This window comes from Streptococcus sp. HMSC074B11 (assembly GCF_001808705.1).
Taxonomy (GTDB): domain Bacteria; phylum Bacillota; class Bacilli; order Lactobacillales; family Streptococcaceae; genus Streptococcus.
The window spans coordinates 86,813-99,815 of the sequence record NZ_KV794302.1; the positions used below are offsets into that span (position 1 = coordinate 86,813).

Sequence of the window (13,003 nt, forward strand, 5' to 3'; positions counted from 1 at the left end):
TGATAATCTATGTCTTATCATTCTTAGAAGGAGCAACTTTAGATATCTCGGTGGTCTCATTTTTTACCTGTTCTTCTTTTTTCTTCTCGCTTTCTTCTTTTGACTTTTTTTCTGTTTTCTTCGTCTTGTCGTCAGTCTTTTTAAAAGGTGGAAAACGAAATTCAAATTGATTTTTCCCAGTGTCAACAATCGCTATGAAGCCATTTTCATCACTACGATAAGTTGCCTTTCCTGCATTAAATGACTGCTGACCACTCTCAGAACTAGCTTTTTCATAGGTCCTCTTAGCAATTGCAAATGCAAGAAGTTTTTCTTTATTTAAGGCATAATCCTGATGATGTGCTAGTTGCCGATTTAGATAAAACTGCAACAAAAGACTAAAAATTCCAGCAATAGTGACAGCGTATAGGAGAACTCCTGCTCTAACTTTTTTCTTTTTCAACACGATAGATAAATTCCCTCTCTAGTCCCTTTTCAAACTGAAAGTGAAAGTGCAACTCCTGCCCTTTTTCTTGAATTCGAGCTGATTTTAGACCGTAGACCATGGGTTGATAACCACGTCCACTGGCATCTGTTTTCCGGAAATCATTTGACTTTGATTTACCCATGGAAATGGGGTTACCTTCCTGTCTGAGGTAAAGCCTATCATTCTCCACTTTTTCAAATTGGGCTCGATTCAGCTCTGCTTCTAGCTGATCCACAAATAAAAGCCATTCTTTTTGCTCACTTCTCTGCTGATAGCGAACCTCTGAAACCAAGAGTTGGCTCATAGCTTGAAAAAGAAGTAAGCTACCACTAATAACGATAAGGGCAACCAAGGATTCTAAAAGTGTAAAAGCTCTGACCCTACTTGTCTTGAATCGCCAGTAATTTCTCCGTTCCATGGTATACCTCCAAACCTCGCTCATTCGAGACAACATGAACCGTAAGGCCATTGACAGTTAACTGCTTTTGTCCAGTCTGCAAAGCCATACGAGCCACTCGCAAAACTTCTTCCTGTTTTAGAAGTTCTACTTCTCTTTTTCTACTTTCTTGAATCTGTCCCAGCAAGAGGGTGGCTATACTGGCAAAAATGGCTAGTGAAATCACTGCCTCTAGTAGAATAACAGCCTTAATTTTTTGCTTCTTGAATACGTTTAATCTTTCCATTTCCTAGATATAGTTGGTAGCGAACCACTTCTTTCCTTGTTTGAAATCTCACGCTAGCTAGAGACGAATTCCCTCCAGCCTTATCAAAGGTAATTGACTGATTAGACTGCAATTGAATGCCTTTAGGAATAGCCAATTTCTGATAGCCATTCCCAATACTTCTCTCTTCTAGCATTAAGTTCATCTTCTGCTGGCTAGCCAGACTTCGCTTCTGGGTTTCTCGATAAAGTTCCTCAAACTCCATAAAGAAAATTTGCTCTTCCACAGCTGCAAAAGTTGATTGAACTGAACTCGACAAGCCCAAGGCTAACAGGCTGACTATTCCTAAGACCAATAAACTTTCTAGCATAGTAAAAGCCCTAATCCGAAACTGTTTGACTTGTCTTTTGTTTTGCATGATATTCCTTATAGGCTTTTGCTTGCTCAGCAGTAATGCGTCCATCTGCCTGTAATTTGCTTAGACTAGCATCTTCATTTTTATCCAGACTATACAGTTCTGCTTGGCTTTCTACCACCTTGACGACAGCTGCTTTCCCCTTATCATTGACTGCATCCTTTTGCTTAGTAAGATTTGGCACAAACAATAAGAGTAGGACGCTAATGATAAGAAGGACCACTAACATTTCTACCAGTGTAAAAGCTTTTGCCTTCGTTTCTTTTAATTTCATCATCATTTTTTTCATCTAAAAATTTACCTCCATATTTTGATACATCGGCAGCAACATAGCTGCATACAATAAAACGATTAGCAGGGCTACAAAAATAAAGACCAGTGGTTGAACAAGGTTCATGGTCCGATTAACTCGAGTAAAGAAGGATTCCCAGGTTTTTTCCGCATAGATTTCCAATTCGCTTCCCAATTTGGATTTAACCTCTCCATATTCAATGATTAATCCCAACTCCTTTCTAAAGAAGGGATAGGTCTGAACAACCTTAGAAAATTCCTGCCCATTTTGCAAAGATTGCTCTAAATCGTATCCAATTTCCTTAAAAAGAGGATTCCCTTGCTCCTGCATCATCTGGAAAATCTGTGCCAACTCTAAACCTTGTCCAATCATATTTCCCCATTCCCGAGCATAATAGGCAGTTAGATAATACTGAACAAACACACCTAGAAATGGAAATTTAGCCAGAAAAGAGAAGACTGATATCTTCCTAGATTTCCTGTAGAAAATCAGCCCTGTTAAAGATGCAAAACTTAGTACCACAGTAAGTCCGAGAAAAATCTGTGGTAGATTGCTAATCACTAAGGTAGCTATGTTACTACTATCCAGTTGGGGCAAGAGATAATTTCGCAACCCCAACATTATGAGCAGTAAGAAAGCTAGCAAAATAAGTGGGTAGGTCGCAACTTCAATTAACCTCTTCTTGACCTTAGCAAGATTATCCAAATATTCTTCAATTTTCCCCAAACTCAAATGGAGATTTCCATGAACTTCAGCCAATGAAAGTTGAGTGACAATCGCACTCGAAAAACCTAAATTCCCCATCATTTCCGAGAAAGATTTTCCTTTCGATAGTCCTAGGTGCATCTGCGAAACATATTCCTTCTCCAACAAAAGACTTCTATCAAGAAAGGAAATGATTTCTACCAAGTGAAAACCACTCGAAAACAAATTGTTAAAGAGAGTGATAATTTTCTTCTGCTTACTGGTAGCTAATTTTCTCCGTTTCAGCTTGAAGGGCAGTGATATGTCCGTCTTTAAGAAGCTGATCAATTTGCTCATTCCACTTTTCTGCCTGGTGTTCTGAATAATTTTGGTTTGCAAAATCAATAATTCCTCCTCCCCCGATTAGTCTCTGGTAGCAAATACCTTGTAAAACAACTGCGAGTTCATCTTCACTGACACCCAGTTCTAAAAGACGCTCATAGACCCCACGAATACTCTTTGCATGTATGGTCGAAAACACTGTAGCTCCCGTTAAGCTCGCTCTTACAACAGCACGGGCTGTTTCGCTATCCCGGATTTCTCCAATGATTAAAAGATCTGGGCGGTGGCGCAAAGAAAGTTTTATCAAGTTTTCATAACTCAGTCCAATAGCTTCATTGAGTTGTAATTGCAGCATCTCTTTTTGCTTAATCTCGACTGGGTCCTCAATGGACATGACTTGTTGTCCCTTAAAAAATGACTTAGCTAATTCATGCATTAAGGTAGTTTTACCACTTCCTACAGGTCCTGCAAATAGATAAAGGCCGCGTTGCCTAAAGCCCTTTTCTAGTTCCTTAAGGTCTTGAAACCAGAAACGCAACTCTTGTTCTTCATCATGCAAAAGGCGAATAACTAAACTCTCATGACCACGATAATCTCCTACCGTCGATAAGCGTAGTGAAGAAACCTTGCCATCATGCTGATAATCACAGGACCCAAGCTGACTACGACGCTTTTCTCCAACATTCATCCCCGCAATAAACTTAAAATGACTAATCACTGCGCCCAACTTTTCAAAGTCATAGCTATTAATCAACCGCCTTTCATCACCTATTCGCATATGCAACTCATAAACCTTGTCCTTGGGAATAAAATAGATATCCTGAGCTCCATCCTTTTTTGCGAGACTAATCAATTCTTGTGCAAGTGCTTGTACCATATTCCCTCCTCAGTTAATTATTCGAAGAAAATACAAAAAAAGAACAACTTTATTAAAAAGTTGTTCCATCTTTTTTGATGCGACACGTCCGGTGGATTTCTAAACCAGTTTGTTTTTCATAACCCGGTCTGAATTTTTCATCTGGTATAACTTGACCATCTTCCAGTAAAGCCAAGGAATGATATTGCTGCAGAAATTCATCACATTCCTCACACCAACGCTTATCCTCCGGATTCCAAAATATGGTCATTAAGTCTCCTCGACTTTTATATAGTGGAATTTTCTTTTCCAGCTCAAACCAGCAAGATTTATAATACTTCAAGGCATCATAGTAATTTTCAAATTTCTTACTACTAATGACGTCTTCTTCCCATCCTTCTATGAACCACCAAGGTTCAAAATCCCCGTACATTTCTATCACTCGATACATAGTTTCATTTCCTTTGTATCGTATATTATAGCGAAATTTTAAGAACAATGAAAGAAATTTGCTTGCTTTCACGAATTATCTAATATTTTCAAAAAATCCAGCAATTCTAAAAAGAATAACTGGATTCAAAATTCGATTAACCTTCTGAAATATCGTTTTCAATGATAACCTTAATCGCATGATGATCTGCAGCCTTACCAAATACTTCATATGCCTTTTCAATTTCACTTAGTTTGAAGTAATGAGTTACCAATTTTTCTGGTTCAATTTTATGGCTTTCTAAAGCTTTCAAAAGCTGAGGAGTTGTATTGGTAGAAACCAATCCAGTAGTAACATTAATGTTACGAATCCAAAGAGTGTCCAAATCAAACTGAACTGGTTTACCATGCACACCACAGTTGGCTACTGTTCCATCTACACCGATAATCTTTTGGCAGAGATCAAACGTTTCAGGAATACCAACAGCTTCTATAGCAACATCCACACCTCTACCATCTGTTAAATCATAAATTTCTTGAATTGCTTTTTCAGGGTCTGAAGAATTAATCTTATGAGTAGCACCGAAAGAAATTGCAGTATCCAAACGGTTATCGTCTAGGTCTACCATGATCAATTTAGCAGGTGAATAGAATTGAGCAGTCAATAGAGCTGCTAAGCCAACTGGACCTGAACCAACGATAGCCACACTACAACCAGGCTCTACTTTCCCTTTTAAGACACCAATTTCATAACCAGTTGGTAGGATATCAGATAACATAACCAAGGCTTCATCAGACAAATCAGCTGGAGTGTGATAGAGAGTATTATCAGCATGAGGAACACGAAGATATTCGGCTTGCATACCGTCGATCAAATGTCCAAAAATCCAACCGCCTTCGTCTTCACAGTGGGCATAGATTCCTTTTTTACAGTAGTAGCATTTACCACAGGCACAAACACAAGAAATCAAAACCTTATCGCCTTTTTTGAAGTTTGAAACGCCTGCTCCAACTTCCTCTACAATCCCGATTCCTTCATGGCCAAGGATAGTTCCACTCTTACATGCAGGGACATCTCCTTTGATAATATGAAGATCTGTTCCACAAATAGTAGTTTTTACAATACGCACAATAGCGTCAGTTGGCTTGCGAATAACTGGTTTGTCAACATCAACAAATGAAGCAAGTCCTGGTTTAACATAAGTATAGGCTTTCATAAAGCTTACCTCCGTTTTTTTATTTGTATTGTTTATATCATAATTGTAAGCCTTTCCATAAATAAAATCAAGTAATATGTGAAAAAATTAACAAACTAAATTAAAAAAAGTAGAAACTAAATTAGTTTCTACTTTAGAGATTATGCTTGATAACGTTTTTCACCATCAAGGTAAGTTGCTACCAATTCAAAATCCTTATCAAGAACGATAAAGTCAGCATCGTAGCCTTCACGGATTTGTCCGCAAACATCATCAATATGAACTGATTTTGCTGGGTTGAGACTGGCCATCATAACTGCTTCATGAGGATTTGCAATGCCCCATTCAACAACATTTTTCAAACCGTCTTTAAGTTTGAGAATAGAACCTGCCAAGTTCCCAGTAGATTTGAGACGAGCAGTACCATTTGCAACCACAACTGGAAATTCTCCTAACATATAGTCCCCATCTTTCAAACCACCCGCTGTCATACAGTCAGTGATAAGAGCAATATTTTCAGTACCTTTTTGTTTAAGTAGGATGTCACAAGCCTTAGGATCAACGTGATGCCCATCGCAAATCAATTCAGCATAAGTATGTGGCAATTCATACATAGCACCAACCATACCAAGCTCACGGTGAGTTAACCCACGCATACCATTATAAGCATGAACCCAAACACTTGCACCAGCGTCAACAGCCTTCTTAGCCTGATCAAAAGTTGCATTTGAGTGACCTAAAGCAACAGTAACACCTTCACCAGTAACCGTACGTACAAAGTCCTCAACACCTTCACGTTCTGGTGCAAGAGCAATTTTATTTAGAAGACCATTAGCAGCCTTCTGCCAAGCACGAAATTCATCCATGCGAGGATCTTTCATGTAAGCAGGGTTCTGAGCTCCTTTAAATTCCTCAGTAAAGTATGGGCCTTCAAAGTAAATCCCACGAATTTTAGCACCAGAAGCCTCTTTATACCGCGCACCAATATTTTCAGTAACAGCTAATAATTGTTCGTATGATGATGTTAGAGTAGTTGGTAGGAAACTAGTAACACCTGTGCTAAGAAGACCTTCACTCATTGTATGAAGAGTACCTTCGATGTTATTATCCATAACATCAACCCCACCAAATCCATGAATATGTGTATCAACAAGACCAGGAGCAATACTATAACCAGTATAGTCAATAATTTCTGCGTCCTCAGATACTTGATCCACATGCTTACCAAATTTACCATCAACTAGTTCTAGAAAACCGCCACGGCGAACACCATGAGGATAGAAAAATTGATCCGCTTTAATATATTTAGGCATAATGATAACCTCCGTAATTCATTTTTCTAATATTTATTATGTCAATTACATTATAAACCTTTCTGTGTAATTTGTAAATTGTATAGACCTATTATAGTTAAATTTATAAAGAAATAAATTAAGATTTAGTAAACATATAGTAAAGTAATATTGAACATTCAGGTTTACAATAAAATTTAGAAAAAATATAAGTAATTTTAAGTAACTGCAAAAGAAAAAATTAGAAGAAAAAAAAGACAAGGTCCGAAAACCTTGTCTTTAATACTATACCGGCGGCCGGGGTCGAACCGGCACGTCCTTGCGGACACTGGATTTTGAGTCTAATATTATTAGTTTTAAATCTCAGAAATATTGATTTTATAAGCTTTTTTTCCATAATATTTTTTAAAACTTAGTATCACTTCCAAAGTTTAGATACTTTTTAGTAACTATAAAATGCTAGAAAGTATACTCCTTATTAAAAAGAGTTTTGGACTAGTTTTGTGCAATTTTATTACCCATATCCGTAATAAGAGAGGCTAAATTAATTGTCTTTAATGATTGTAGAAATTGGTTGTGAATATCATTAGACACATAACCAGCTAGCAAAATATGCTCAGCCATGTCATATTGCTTAATCAAGAGAATCTTATCATGTTTTTCATTAAATAAAATCGCACTAATTGCTGTATTAAAGACTGGAAAACGAAAACTCGCACATTGTGAACAATAAGGAATATCTCCCTCATCTTTTAAAAATTTTTTCTCCAAAGGATGCCCACATTCGGGACAACAAGTCATTGTTTTGTCAAATATAGAAACCTCTTTTTTAAAGTTCTTAAAAGTAATTTTACCAGTAAAATCGAGACCACGCAAGACATTGAAATAAATCAAGACTTTTTTTAAAATTTATCTTATGATATACTAAACTTATCAGCTATTGGTTCTGAAAAAGTGTCTGCCACAGTTTTACTACAAATTCTCATGACTTGTGCCAAGATTTATAAAAAACGGATAGCTATAATAGCTCTTAGAGCAAAAACATGACATATAGGAGGTTAAAGACATGTCATACTTTTATCTTTTTATCGCCATTGTAGGAGAGATATTGGGAACTAACCTTTTGAAATTATCAGACGGTTTTACAAAGCCTATTCCAACCGTTTCTGCCCTACTTAGCTATGGCGTTTGTTTCTATTTCTTATCACTAGCAATGCAAAAAATTCCTTTAGGAATAGCTTATGCAACATGGTCAGCTGTCGGTTTAGTTTTGACAGCCTCTATCGCAGTAATGATTTTCAAAGAAACACTAAATGTTTATAGCATTATCGGTTTAATTTTGATTATCATTGGTGTTGTCATGGTTAACTTATTAGGAAATGCAGGACATTAATAAAACCGGCTCTATACTATTTGTAGTGGGTAAATCCCCTATGGATATTATGGAGCCTATTTTGTTGTAGAAAAAAAGTTCCATAAGAACTATAATGAAAAGCTAGAATTCTGTCAATATTTTGGACACATTTTGGGAGGGAATTTTGAAGACTAGCGTCCTCCTAATTTTCCCAATAAGTTTTAACTTCTTCAAAAATCTTATTCAAAAGTTCTGCATCTTTTTCTGACAACTGATTTTTTTCTATAACTCTATCTTTTAGTTCTGTTGCCTTTATTTTATTTCTTGCCACCGAAACTGCTATTGAATGTTTCAAAATATCAAACTCATCCTTTGAAAAGTTTGCAATATTGGTAAGATCTAATTGTTCTAGAGGTAAACTACTGATAATTGAATAAGGTTTTTGTCCCAGCAAATAATCTGTAGTAGTCCCAAAGATATTTGCTAATTTCACAACGAATTCTAATCCTGGTTCTAACGTTCCATTCTCCCACCGAGAATATGTCCCTTGTTGAACTCCAATTAATTCCGATATTTGTACTTGAGTTAACTTTTTTGATTTTCTGAGAGTTTTTAACCTCTCTGAAAATTTATAATCCTCTGTATACATAATTCTCCTATAGATATTCTTATTCGTATATTTTAGCTTGACAAAATATTCTAAACGGTATAAAATAGAATTATTCCATAAGGAATATTTATTTTGAGATTGAATATTCCATTGAGAATATTATAGCATAAAAGGAGGTAAAAGCGTATGTAACTAGTAGTCGATTTAAAAAATTTTAATAAAGGAGGTAGGATTCGACAAAATAAAAAATCTTGAAACAAATGTGCCGTTCGTTCCAAGATCAAAACATATTATGTAACAATTATACCACAGAAAACTCTTCAGTTGCACAAGAAAATTTCGGAGGTTTCACAAAAAGATGACCAATAAAGAGTTAGTCAATCAAATTTCTGGCCTAAACTCTACCTCTACTCTTAAAAATTGGATTCAACTGATTAAAGAGATAAGTGGCAAGGAATTTAAGAAAATTAAAGTTCCTATCAGTAGAAATCCCAGAACTCATCAATTAAGTTATACAGTTGCCTATGATTTTACAGACGAAGACCTTAGACAATTTCAAAAGTTAGCTAAACTAAAACTTGAAATAGGTCTAAAAGAGGCTATACAAGCCGTATTTGGGAGTCTAGCAGACAATGAACATGAATCCCTAAACCAAGTAATAGATGAGCTCTACGATGAACTGAGCGCCTTAAAACAGGAATTTAAGCGAGAAATGCGACTGATAAAAATTGAGAATTCCAACCTAAAAAAGAAAATCCAAGATATTGAAGAGTCGATGCAAACCGGCTTACTAGGGTTTGTTAACAAGAGGTCAAAAAATAGGTTCGGCTAATAGCGAGTTTTCGGCTGAGCCATGAGGCAGAAAGCCGAAAATGAGCGTAGATGCGGACGGACCATTTTTGACCGATAGGGTGTGTAGTAACACCACCCTCTGCAAGTTAGGTGTACCATCGAAAGAATTCAGTATTGCCAAGGGTTTCGCAGATTTTAGGGGTGGCAAAATTAGGCAAAAAGTTGAATCAAAATCTATGGCAAAAAATGAACATTTACGTTCTGTATTTGACTGGATTCAAATTCAGTTTGACAAGACTGAATTTTCGCCAAGAGAAATAATCGAAGACATTCTATTTCTTGACTATGACCTATTTATTGAGAATATAGGGAGCCTTAAATACTATAACTATGATAGCCAGCTTCATTATGGAAATATCCGTATCTACTATGGAGCGAAAGAGTCGTCCTACATGCTTGTCATGTCAGGACAGGCACTCGAGTTCTATAGAGATATGGTATTAGATCCAAATAGTCTGTCCGAAAGACAGTTTCTGAACAACCTCTACTACAATTACAATCAATTTTCAGTAAGACGAATTGATATTGCAATAGATGATTTTAATGAAACACCCTATTTCACTCCTAATCAGCTTCTAAAGATTTGTCAGAAGAAACGCTTTATATATGGAAAAAGTACCTACTACAATACCTACGGAGATGAAACAATCGGCCAGACCTTATATTTGAGAAAACCCAATGATGATGAAAGACTTAGAATTTACGATAAACGCTTAGAACGAGCTGAGAAGCTCGGTATCAGCAAGCGGTATATAGAAAATTGGATAAGAACTGAGTTAGAACTTAGGAAAGAAAAAGCTCACTACTTCATTCAAGAATGGTTGCATTCAGAAATAGATCTTCTCAACTTTACCAAGGGATATCTCAAAGAAAAAGTGAGGTTCTATAGTGATAGCTATTTCTCAAAACCTTTGAGATCTTGGGAAAAGTTTTTAGGCCATTCAAAACCCGTCTCTATCATTATTTCAAAATCAAAAACAGAACTAGAACAAAAATTAGAATGGTTTACCTATAAAGGTTCAGGAGCTATTCTAAAAGCGTATAAATTTCTATACGACAATAACTTACTGCATGAGTATGAGAAAGCTAACTATCTCGCACTCAACAATATGGAATATCCACCAGATTTAGCAAGTGGATTAATAGAAAGAGCAATACTCTTTAAACGAGAGGATTTGATCCCTACAATCAAAGAAAATATTAAAAGGAGAAATTAACTATGGCAAAAATGCTTTCACAAAATGACTGGAATTTTAATAACATTGGAACAAAATTTGAATTGGATGAAGTCATTCCAAAATTTGAAACGGAAGTCCGAGCAGATGCAAACGGAGAAATTATCAAAAACCGAGATGGTAGCGAAAGACGTTTTAATACCGATAAAATCATTGGTTGGAAATACAATGTAACAATCAAGGATGGACAATTCAAAAAGAAATCAACCCAAGTCTCAGTAGACAATCCAGATGCCTTGGTTGATAATGACTATATCCAAGCAATGGATGAAGTACCAGTTACATTTGACAATTTACAAGCTACTATGATTAGCACGACAATGTATTACAAGGCTGATGCTATCCATTTAGTAGATGTAAAACAAAAATAAGTAAAATACAAGGGGAGTTAATCCTCCCCTTAGTTAATCTAATTAGAAAAGGAGATCACATGATTAAAACTGTAACAAAAGATGACCTTATCGAACTTGGATTTGCTCCAGGAACTGCAAGAAAGATTATCCATACCGGCAAATTACTATTAGTGAATCGTGGTTTTAACATCTACGATAACAAAAGGATTGGTACAATTCCAGCCAGTGTCGCAGAAGAACTATTAGGAATTGAACTCCAGAAAGAAGCGTAGCTTATGGCTTTACGTAAAAGTAGAGACGGAACTTGGATTGTTGATGTTTCCAATGGTATAAATCCAATATCTCTAAAACAACGTAGAATTGTAAGAAAAGGATTCAAAACTAAAAAAGAAGCATTGGAGGCCGAACAATACTTACGAAGTGTCGAACTTAAAGAAAAAAGTTTCAACTCAAAAATATCAATTGATATCCTTTATGATCTCTTAAAAGAAGAGGATAGAATAAACAACAGAAAACAAAGCTATATAGATACACAAGAAAACAACTATAACAGGCATATAAAAAACTATTTTGAAAAAGTTGATGATGTAGCTAAATTAACTTATGAAGATATCTATCAATTCAGAGAACATCTAAGAGATAAAAATACTCAAAACTCAGAAAAGAAGCTAAGTCCAAACACTATTAATAAAATTATAATTTTACTAAAGAAAATTCTGGATGTTGGATTAAGAAAGGGATTTTACAAGGAACATCCCGTAGGATTACTGAAAAAATTACCCATAGAAAAAGTAAAATTAAATTTCTGGACAGTAAAAGAATTTAAGCATTTCTTAACACTATTTAGCAACGATGAATACAATATAAAATTACTATTCACAGTTCTATTTTTTACTGGTCTAAGACTCGGAGAAGCTCTTGCTCTAACGTGGAAGGACATAGAGTTTTCTACAAATACAATCCATGTAAGTAAATCAATATACGTTAAAAAAGGTGAAGAACACATTAGTAGTACAAAGACAAAAGCTGGAACCCGAAGAATCATCATGAACACCAAACTAGTGGAGACACTAGAAGAATGGAGGCAAACACAGCATGAAAGATTAAAAGAATTTACAACCAACCTAGATGATCTACAGATATTTCAAAATAGCCCGATTACGATAACTAAGGATTCAATCGAAAAACAATATAAAAAAATATTACAAAGAGATAGTTCTTTAAAAAAAATAAGAATTCATGACTTCAGGCATTCACATGCTTCCCTACTAATAAACCAAGGAGAAGATTATCTTGTCGTAAAAGAAAGATTAGGACATGCTTCTATAACTACAACAATAGATACATACTCTCATTTGTATCCAAGCAAGCAACAAAAATTAGCGGATAAATTAGATGATTTGTTATAAAACTAGTAATTTTAAGTAACTCAGCGTTACAAATTCAACAAATAAAAGAAAAAGACAAGGTCCGAAAACCTTGTCTTTAATACTATACCGGCGGCCGGGGTCGAACCGGCACGTCCTTGCGGACACTGGATTTTGAGTCCAGCGCGTCTGCCAATTCCGCCACGCCGGCAAATAGTAACTGGGGTAGCTGGATTCGAACCAACGCATGAGGGAGTCAAAGTCCCTTGCCTTACCGCTTGGCTATACCCCAAAAATATAAAATAGGCGAGTGAGGGGAATCGAACCCCCGAATGTCAGAGCCACAATCTGATGTGTTAACCACTTCACCACACCCGCCATAACGTTTAACACGGGCAGTAGGAATTGAACCCACACTGAAGGTTTTGGAGACCTTAGTTCTACCTTTAAACTATGCCCGTATAAGATGGAAGGGGAGGGATTCGAACCCCCGAACCCGAAGGAGCGGATTTACAGTCCGCCGCGTTTAGCCTCTTCGCTACCCTTCCGTGTAATATAAGAAATGGCGCGAGACGGAATCGAACCGCCGACACATGGA

The 13,003-nt window shown here is 36.2% G+C and carries 18 protein-coding genes and 5 tRNA genes; 6 read left to right on the plus strand and 17 right to left on the minus strand.

Annotated elements, in window-relative coordinates; genetic code table 11:
- Positions 1–7: 7 nt before the first annotated feature.
- From comGG to HMPREF2619_RS11525, 11 genes are all read right to left on the minus strand, one after another.
- On the minus strand, positions 8–445 hold the full coding sequence (gene comGG, locus HMPREF2619_RS09160) for a competence type IV pilus minor pilin ComGG (RefSeq protein ID WP_070460857.1): 438 nt from the start codon (positions 443–445) through the stop codon (positions 8–10).
- Positions 423–884: a competence type IV pilus minor pilin ComGF gene (gene comGF, locus HMPREF2619_RS09165; protein ID WP_070460858.1), complete on the minus strand. Its 462-nt coding sequence runs from the start codon at positions 882–884 to the stop codon at positions 423–425. The genes comGG and comGF overlap by 23 nt, the downstream gene beginning before the upstream one ends.
- Positions 847–1,149 (minus strand): competence type IV pilus minor pilin ComGE, encoded by a 303-nt coding sequence (gene comGE / locus HMPREF2619_RS09170; RefSeq protein WP_024053803.1) that lies wholly within the window; start codon positions 1,147–1,149, stop codon positions 847–849. Before comGE ends, comGF begins: the two co-directional genes overlap by 38 nt.
- A complete protein-coding gene (gene comGD, locus HMPREF2619_RS09175) occupies positions 1,112–1,546 on the minus strand; it encodes a competence type IV pilus minor pilin ComGD (protein WP_070460860.1) in 435 nt (144 codons plus the stop codon). Before comGD ends, comGE begins: the two co-directional genes overlap by 38 nt.
- Positions 1,509–1,832, minus strand: a complete 324-nt coding sequence (comGC, locus tag HMPREF2619_RS09180) for a competence type IV pilus major pilin ComGC (protein WP_049494534.1) — start codon at positions 1,830–1,832, stop codon at positions 1,509–1,511. The genes comGD and comGC overlap by 38 nt, the downstream gene beginning before the upstream one ends.
- Positions 1,833–2,876: a competence type IV pilus assembly protein ComGB gene (comGB, locus tag HMPREF2619_RS09185; RefSeq protein ID WP_083279643.1), complete on the minus strand. Its 1,044-nt coding sequence runs from the start codon at positions 2,874–2,876 to the stop codon at positions 1,833–1,835.
- A complete protein-coding gene (gene comGA / locus HMPREF2619_RS09190) occupies positions 2,797–3,738 on the minus strand; it encodes a competence type IV pilus ATPase ComGA (RefSeq protein ID WP_070460862.1) in 942 nt (313 codons plus the stop codon). Before comGA ends, comGB begins: the two co-directional genes overlap by 80 nt.
- A gap of 52 nt (positions 3,739–3,790) precedes the next feature.
- On the minus strand, positions 3,791–4,168 hold the full coding sequence (locus tag HMPREF2619_RS09195; protein WP_036752150.1) for a DUF1033 family protein: 378 nt from the start codon (positions 4,166–4,168) through the stop codon (positions 3,791–3,793).
- A gap of 136 nt (positions 4,169–4,304) precedes the next feature.
- Entirely contained in the window at positions 4,305–5,363 is a 1,059-nt protein-coding gene (locus HMPREF2619_RS09200; RefSeq protein ID WP_070460865.1) for a zinc-dependent alcohol dehydrogenase family protein, read from the minus strand.
- Positions 5,364–5,503: 140 nt separating this feature from the next.
- Positions 5,504–6,655: an N-acetylglucosamine-6-phosphate deacetylase gene (gene nagA / locus HMPREF2619_RS09205; RefSeq protein ID WP_070460867.1), complete on the minus strand. Its 1,152-nt coding sequence runs from the start codon at positions 6,653–6,655 to the stop codon at positions 5,504–5,506.
- Between the two features lie 474 nt (positions 6,656–7,129).
- Entirely contained in the window at positions 7,130–7,528 is a 399-nt protein-coding gene (locus tag HMPREF2619_RS11525; RefSeq protein ID WP_045616577.1) for an FmdB family zinc ribbon protein, read from the minus strand.
- Between the two features lie 172 nt (positions 7,529–7,700).
- Between HMPREF2619_RS11525 and HMPREF2619_RS09215 the strand changes: the two genes are divergently transcribed.
- Positions 7,701–8,027 (plus strand): DMT family transporter, encoded by a 327-nt coding sequence (locus HMPREF2619_RS09215; RefSeq protein ID WP_009732038.1) that lies wholly within the window; start codon positions 7,701–7,703, stop codon positions 8,025–8,027.
- A 163-nt stretch (positions 8,028–8,190) separates the two neighbouring features.
- Here HMPREF2619_RS09215 and HMPREF2619_RS09220 read toward each other — a convergent pair whose 3' ends face one another.
- On the minus strand, positions 8,191–8,637 hold the full coding sequence (locus HMPREF2619_RS09220; protein ID WP_000287814.1) for a helix-turn-helix transcriptional regulator: 447 nt from the start codon (positions 8,635–8,637) through the stop codon (positions 8,191–8,193).
- Positions 8,638–8,956: 319 nt separating this feature from the next.
- On the opposite strand from HMPREF2619_RS09220, the gene HMPREF2619_RS09225 reads away from it, so the two are divergent.
- Genes HMPREF2619_RS09225 through HMPREF2619_RS09245 form a run of 5 tightly spaced genes read left to right on the plus strand, consistent with a single transcriptional unit; the run spans position 8,957 to position 12,447 of the window.
- Positions 8,957–9,430 carry a hypothetical protein gene (locus tag HMPREF2619_RS09225; protein WP_000182279.1) on the plus strand — a complete coding sequence of 158 codons (474 nt, stop codon included), beginning with the start codon at positions 8,957–8,959 and terminating at the stop codon, positions 9,428–9,430.
- A gap of 40 nt (positions 9,431–9,470) precedes the next feature.
- The gene (locus HMPREF2619_RS09230; RefSeq protein ID WP_070460869.1) at positions 9,471–10,667 is read left to right on the plus strand and encodes a replication initiation factor domain-containing protein; all 1,197 of its coding nucleotides are present in this window, start codon (positions 9,471–9,473) and stop codon (positions 10,665–10,667) included.
- Positions 10,668–10,669: 2 nt separating this feature from the next.
- The gene (locus tag HMPREF2619_RS09235; protein WP_001096843.1) at positions 10,670–11,056 is read left to right on the plus strand and encodes a hypothetical protein; all 387 of its coding nucleotides are present in this window, start codon (positions 10,670–10,672) and stop codon (positions 11,054–11,056) included.
- Between the two features lie 59 nt (positions 11,057–11,115).
- A complete protein-coding gene (locus HMPREF2619_RS09240) occupies positions 11,116–11,310 on the plus strand; it encodes a DUF3173 domain-containing protein (protein WP_000598356.1) in 195 nt (64 codons plus the stop codon).
- Between the two features lie 3 nt (positions 11,311–11,313).
- Positions 11,314–12,447 carry a tyrosine-type recombinase/integrase gene (locus HMPREF2619_RS09245; protein WP_009732034.1) on the plus strand — a complete coding sequence of 378 codons (1,134 nt, stop codon included), beginning with the start codon at positions 11,314–11,316 and terminating at the stop codon, positions 12,445–12,447.
- Between the two features lie 85 nt (positions 12,448–12,532).
- Here the strand turns inward: HMPREF2619_RS09245 and HMPREF2619_RS09250 are convergent.
- The 5 genes from HMPREF2619_RS09250 to HMPREF2619_RS09270 form a co-directional block, all read right to left on the minus strand.
- Positions 12,533–12,616 (minus strand) — tRNA-Leu (locus HMPREF2619_RS09250).
- A gap of 9 nt (positions 12,617–12,625) precedes the next feature.
- A tRNA-Gln gene (locus HMPREF2619_RS09255) sits at positions 12,626–12,697 on the minus strand.
- Positions 12,698–12,710: 13 nt separating this feature from the next.
- Positions 12,711–12,783: transfer RNA gene (locus HMPREF2619_RS09260), tRNA-His, on the minus strand.
- A 12-nt stretch (positions 12,784–12,795) separates the two neighbouring features.
- A tRNA-Trp gene (locus HMPREF2619_RS09265) sits at positions 12,796–12,866 on the minus strand.
- Positions 12,867–12,872: 6 nt separating this feature from the next.
- A tRNA-Tyr gene (locus tag HMPREF2619_RS09270) sits at positions 12,873–12,953 on the minus strand.
- Positions 12,954–13,003 lie beyond the last annotated feature (50 nt).

What these genes read in the sequence shown, in the direction of transcription:
- comGF (WP_070460858.1), bottom strand. Translation starts at nt 884, where the DNA reads ATGGAACGGAGAAATTACTGGCGATTCAAGACAAGTAGGGTCAGAGCT.
- comGE (WP_024053803.1), bottom strand. Translation starts at nt 1,149, where the DNA reads ATGGAAAGATTAAACGTATTCAAGAAGCAAAAAATTAAGGCTGTTATT.
- comGD (WP_070460860.1), bottom strand. Translation starts at nt 1,546, where the DNA reads ATGCAAAACAAAAGACAAGTCAAACAGTTTCGGATTAGGGCTTTTACT.
- comGC (WP_049494534.1), bottom strand. Translation starts at nt 1,832, where the DNA reads ATGAAAAAAATGATGATGAAATTAAAAGAAACGAAGGCAAAAGCTTTT.
- comGB (WP_083279643.1), bottom strand. Translation starts at nt 2,876, where the DNA reads ATGAGCAAATTGATCAGCTTCTTAAAGACGGACATATCACTGCCCTTC.
- comGA (WP_070460862.1), bottom strand. Translation starts at nt 3,738, where the DNA reads ATGGTACAAGCACTTGCACAAGAATTGATTAGTCTCGCAAAAAAGGAT.
- HMPREF2619_RS09195 (WP_036752150.1), bottom strand. Translation starts at nt 4,168, where the DNA reads ATGTATCGAGTGATAGAAATGTACGGGGATTTTGAACCTTGGTGGTTC.
- HMPREF2619_RS09200 (WP_070460865.1), bottom strand. Translation starts at nt 5,363, where the DNA reads ATGAAAGCCTATACTTATGTTAAACCAGGACTTGCTTCATTTGTTGAT.
- nagA (WP_070460867.1), bottom strand. Translation starts at nt 6,655, where the DNA reads ATGCCTAAATATATTAAAGCGGATCAATTTTTCTATCCTCATGGTGTT.
- HMPREF2619_RS09215 (WP_009732038.1), top strand. Translation starts at nt 7,701, where the DNA reads ATGTCATACTTTTATCTTTTTATCGCCATTGTAGGAGAGATATTGGGA.
- HMPREF2619_RS09220 (WP_000287814.1), bottom strand. Translation starts at nt 8,637, where the DNA reads ATGTATACAGAGGATTATAAATTTTCAGAGAGGTTAAAAACTCTCAGA.
- HMPREF2619_RS09225 (WP_000182279.1), top strand. Translation starts at nt 8,957, where the DNA reads ATGACCAATAAAGAGTTAGTCAATCAAATTTCTGGCCTAAACTCTACC.
- HMPREF2619_RS09230 (WP_070460869.1), top strand. Translation starts at nt 9,471, where the DNA reads ATGAGCGTAGATGCGGACGGACCATTTTTGACCGATAGGGTGTGTAGT.
- HMPREF2619_RS09235 (WP_001096843.1), top strand. Translation starts at nt 10,670, where the DNA reads ATGGCAAAAATGCTTTCACAAAATGACTGGAATTTTAATAACATTGGA.
- HMPREF2619_RS09240 (WP_000598356.1), top strand. Translation starts at nt 11,116, where the DNA reads ATGATTAAAACTGTAACAAAAGATGACCTTATCGAACTTGGATTTGCT.
- HMPREF2619_RS09245 (WP_009732034.1), top strand. Translation starts at nt 11,314, where the DNA reads ATGGCTTTACGTAAAAGTAGAGACGGAACTTGGATTGTTGATGTTTCC.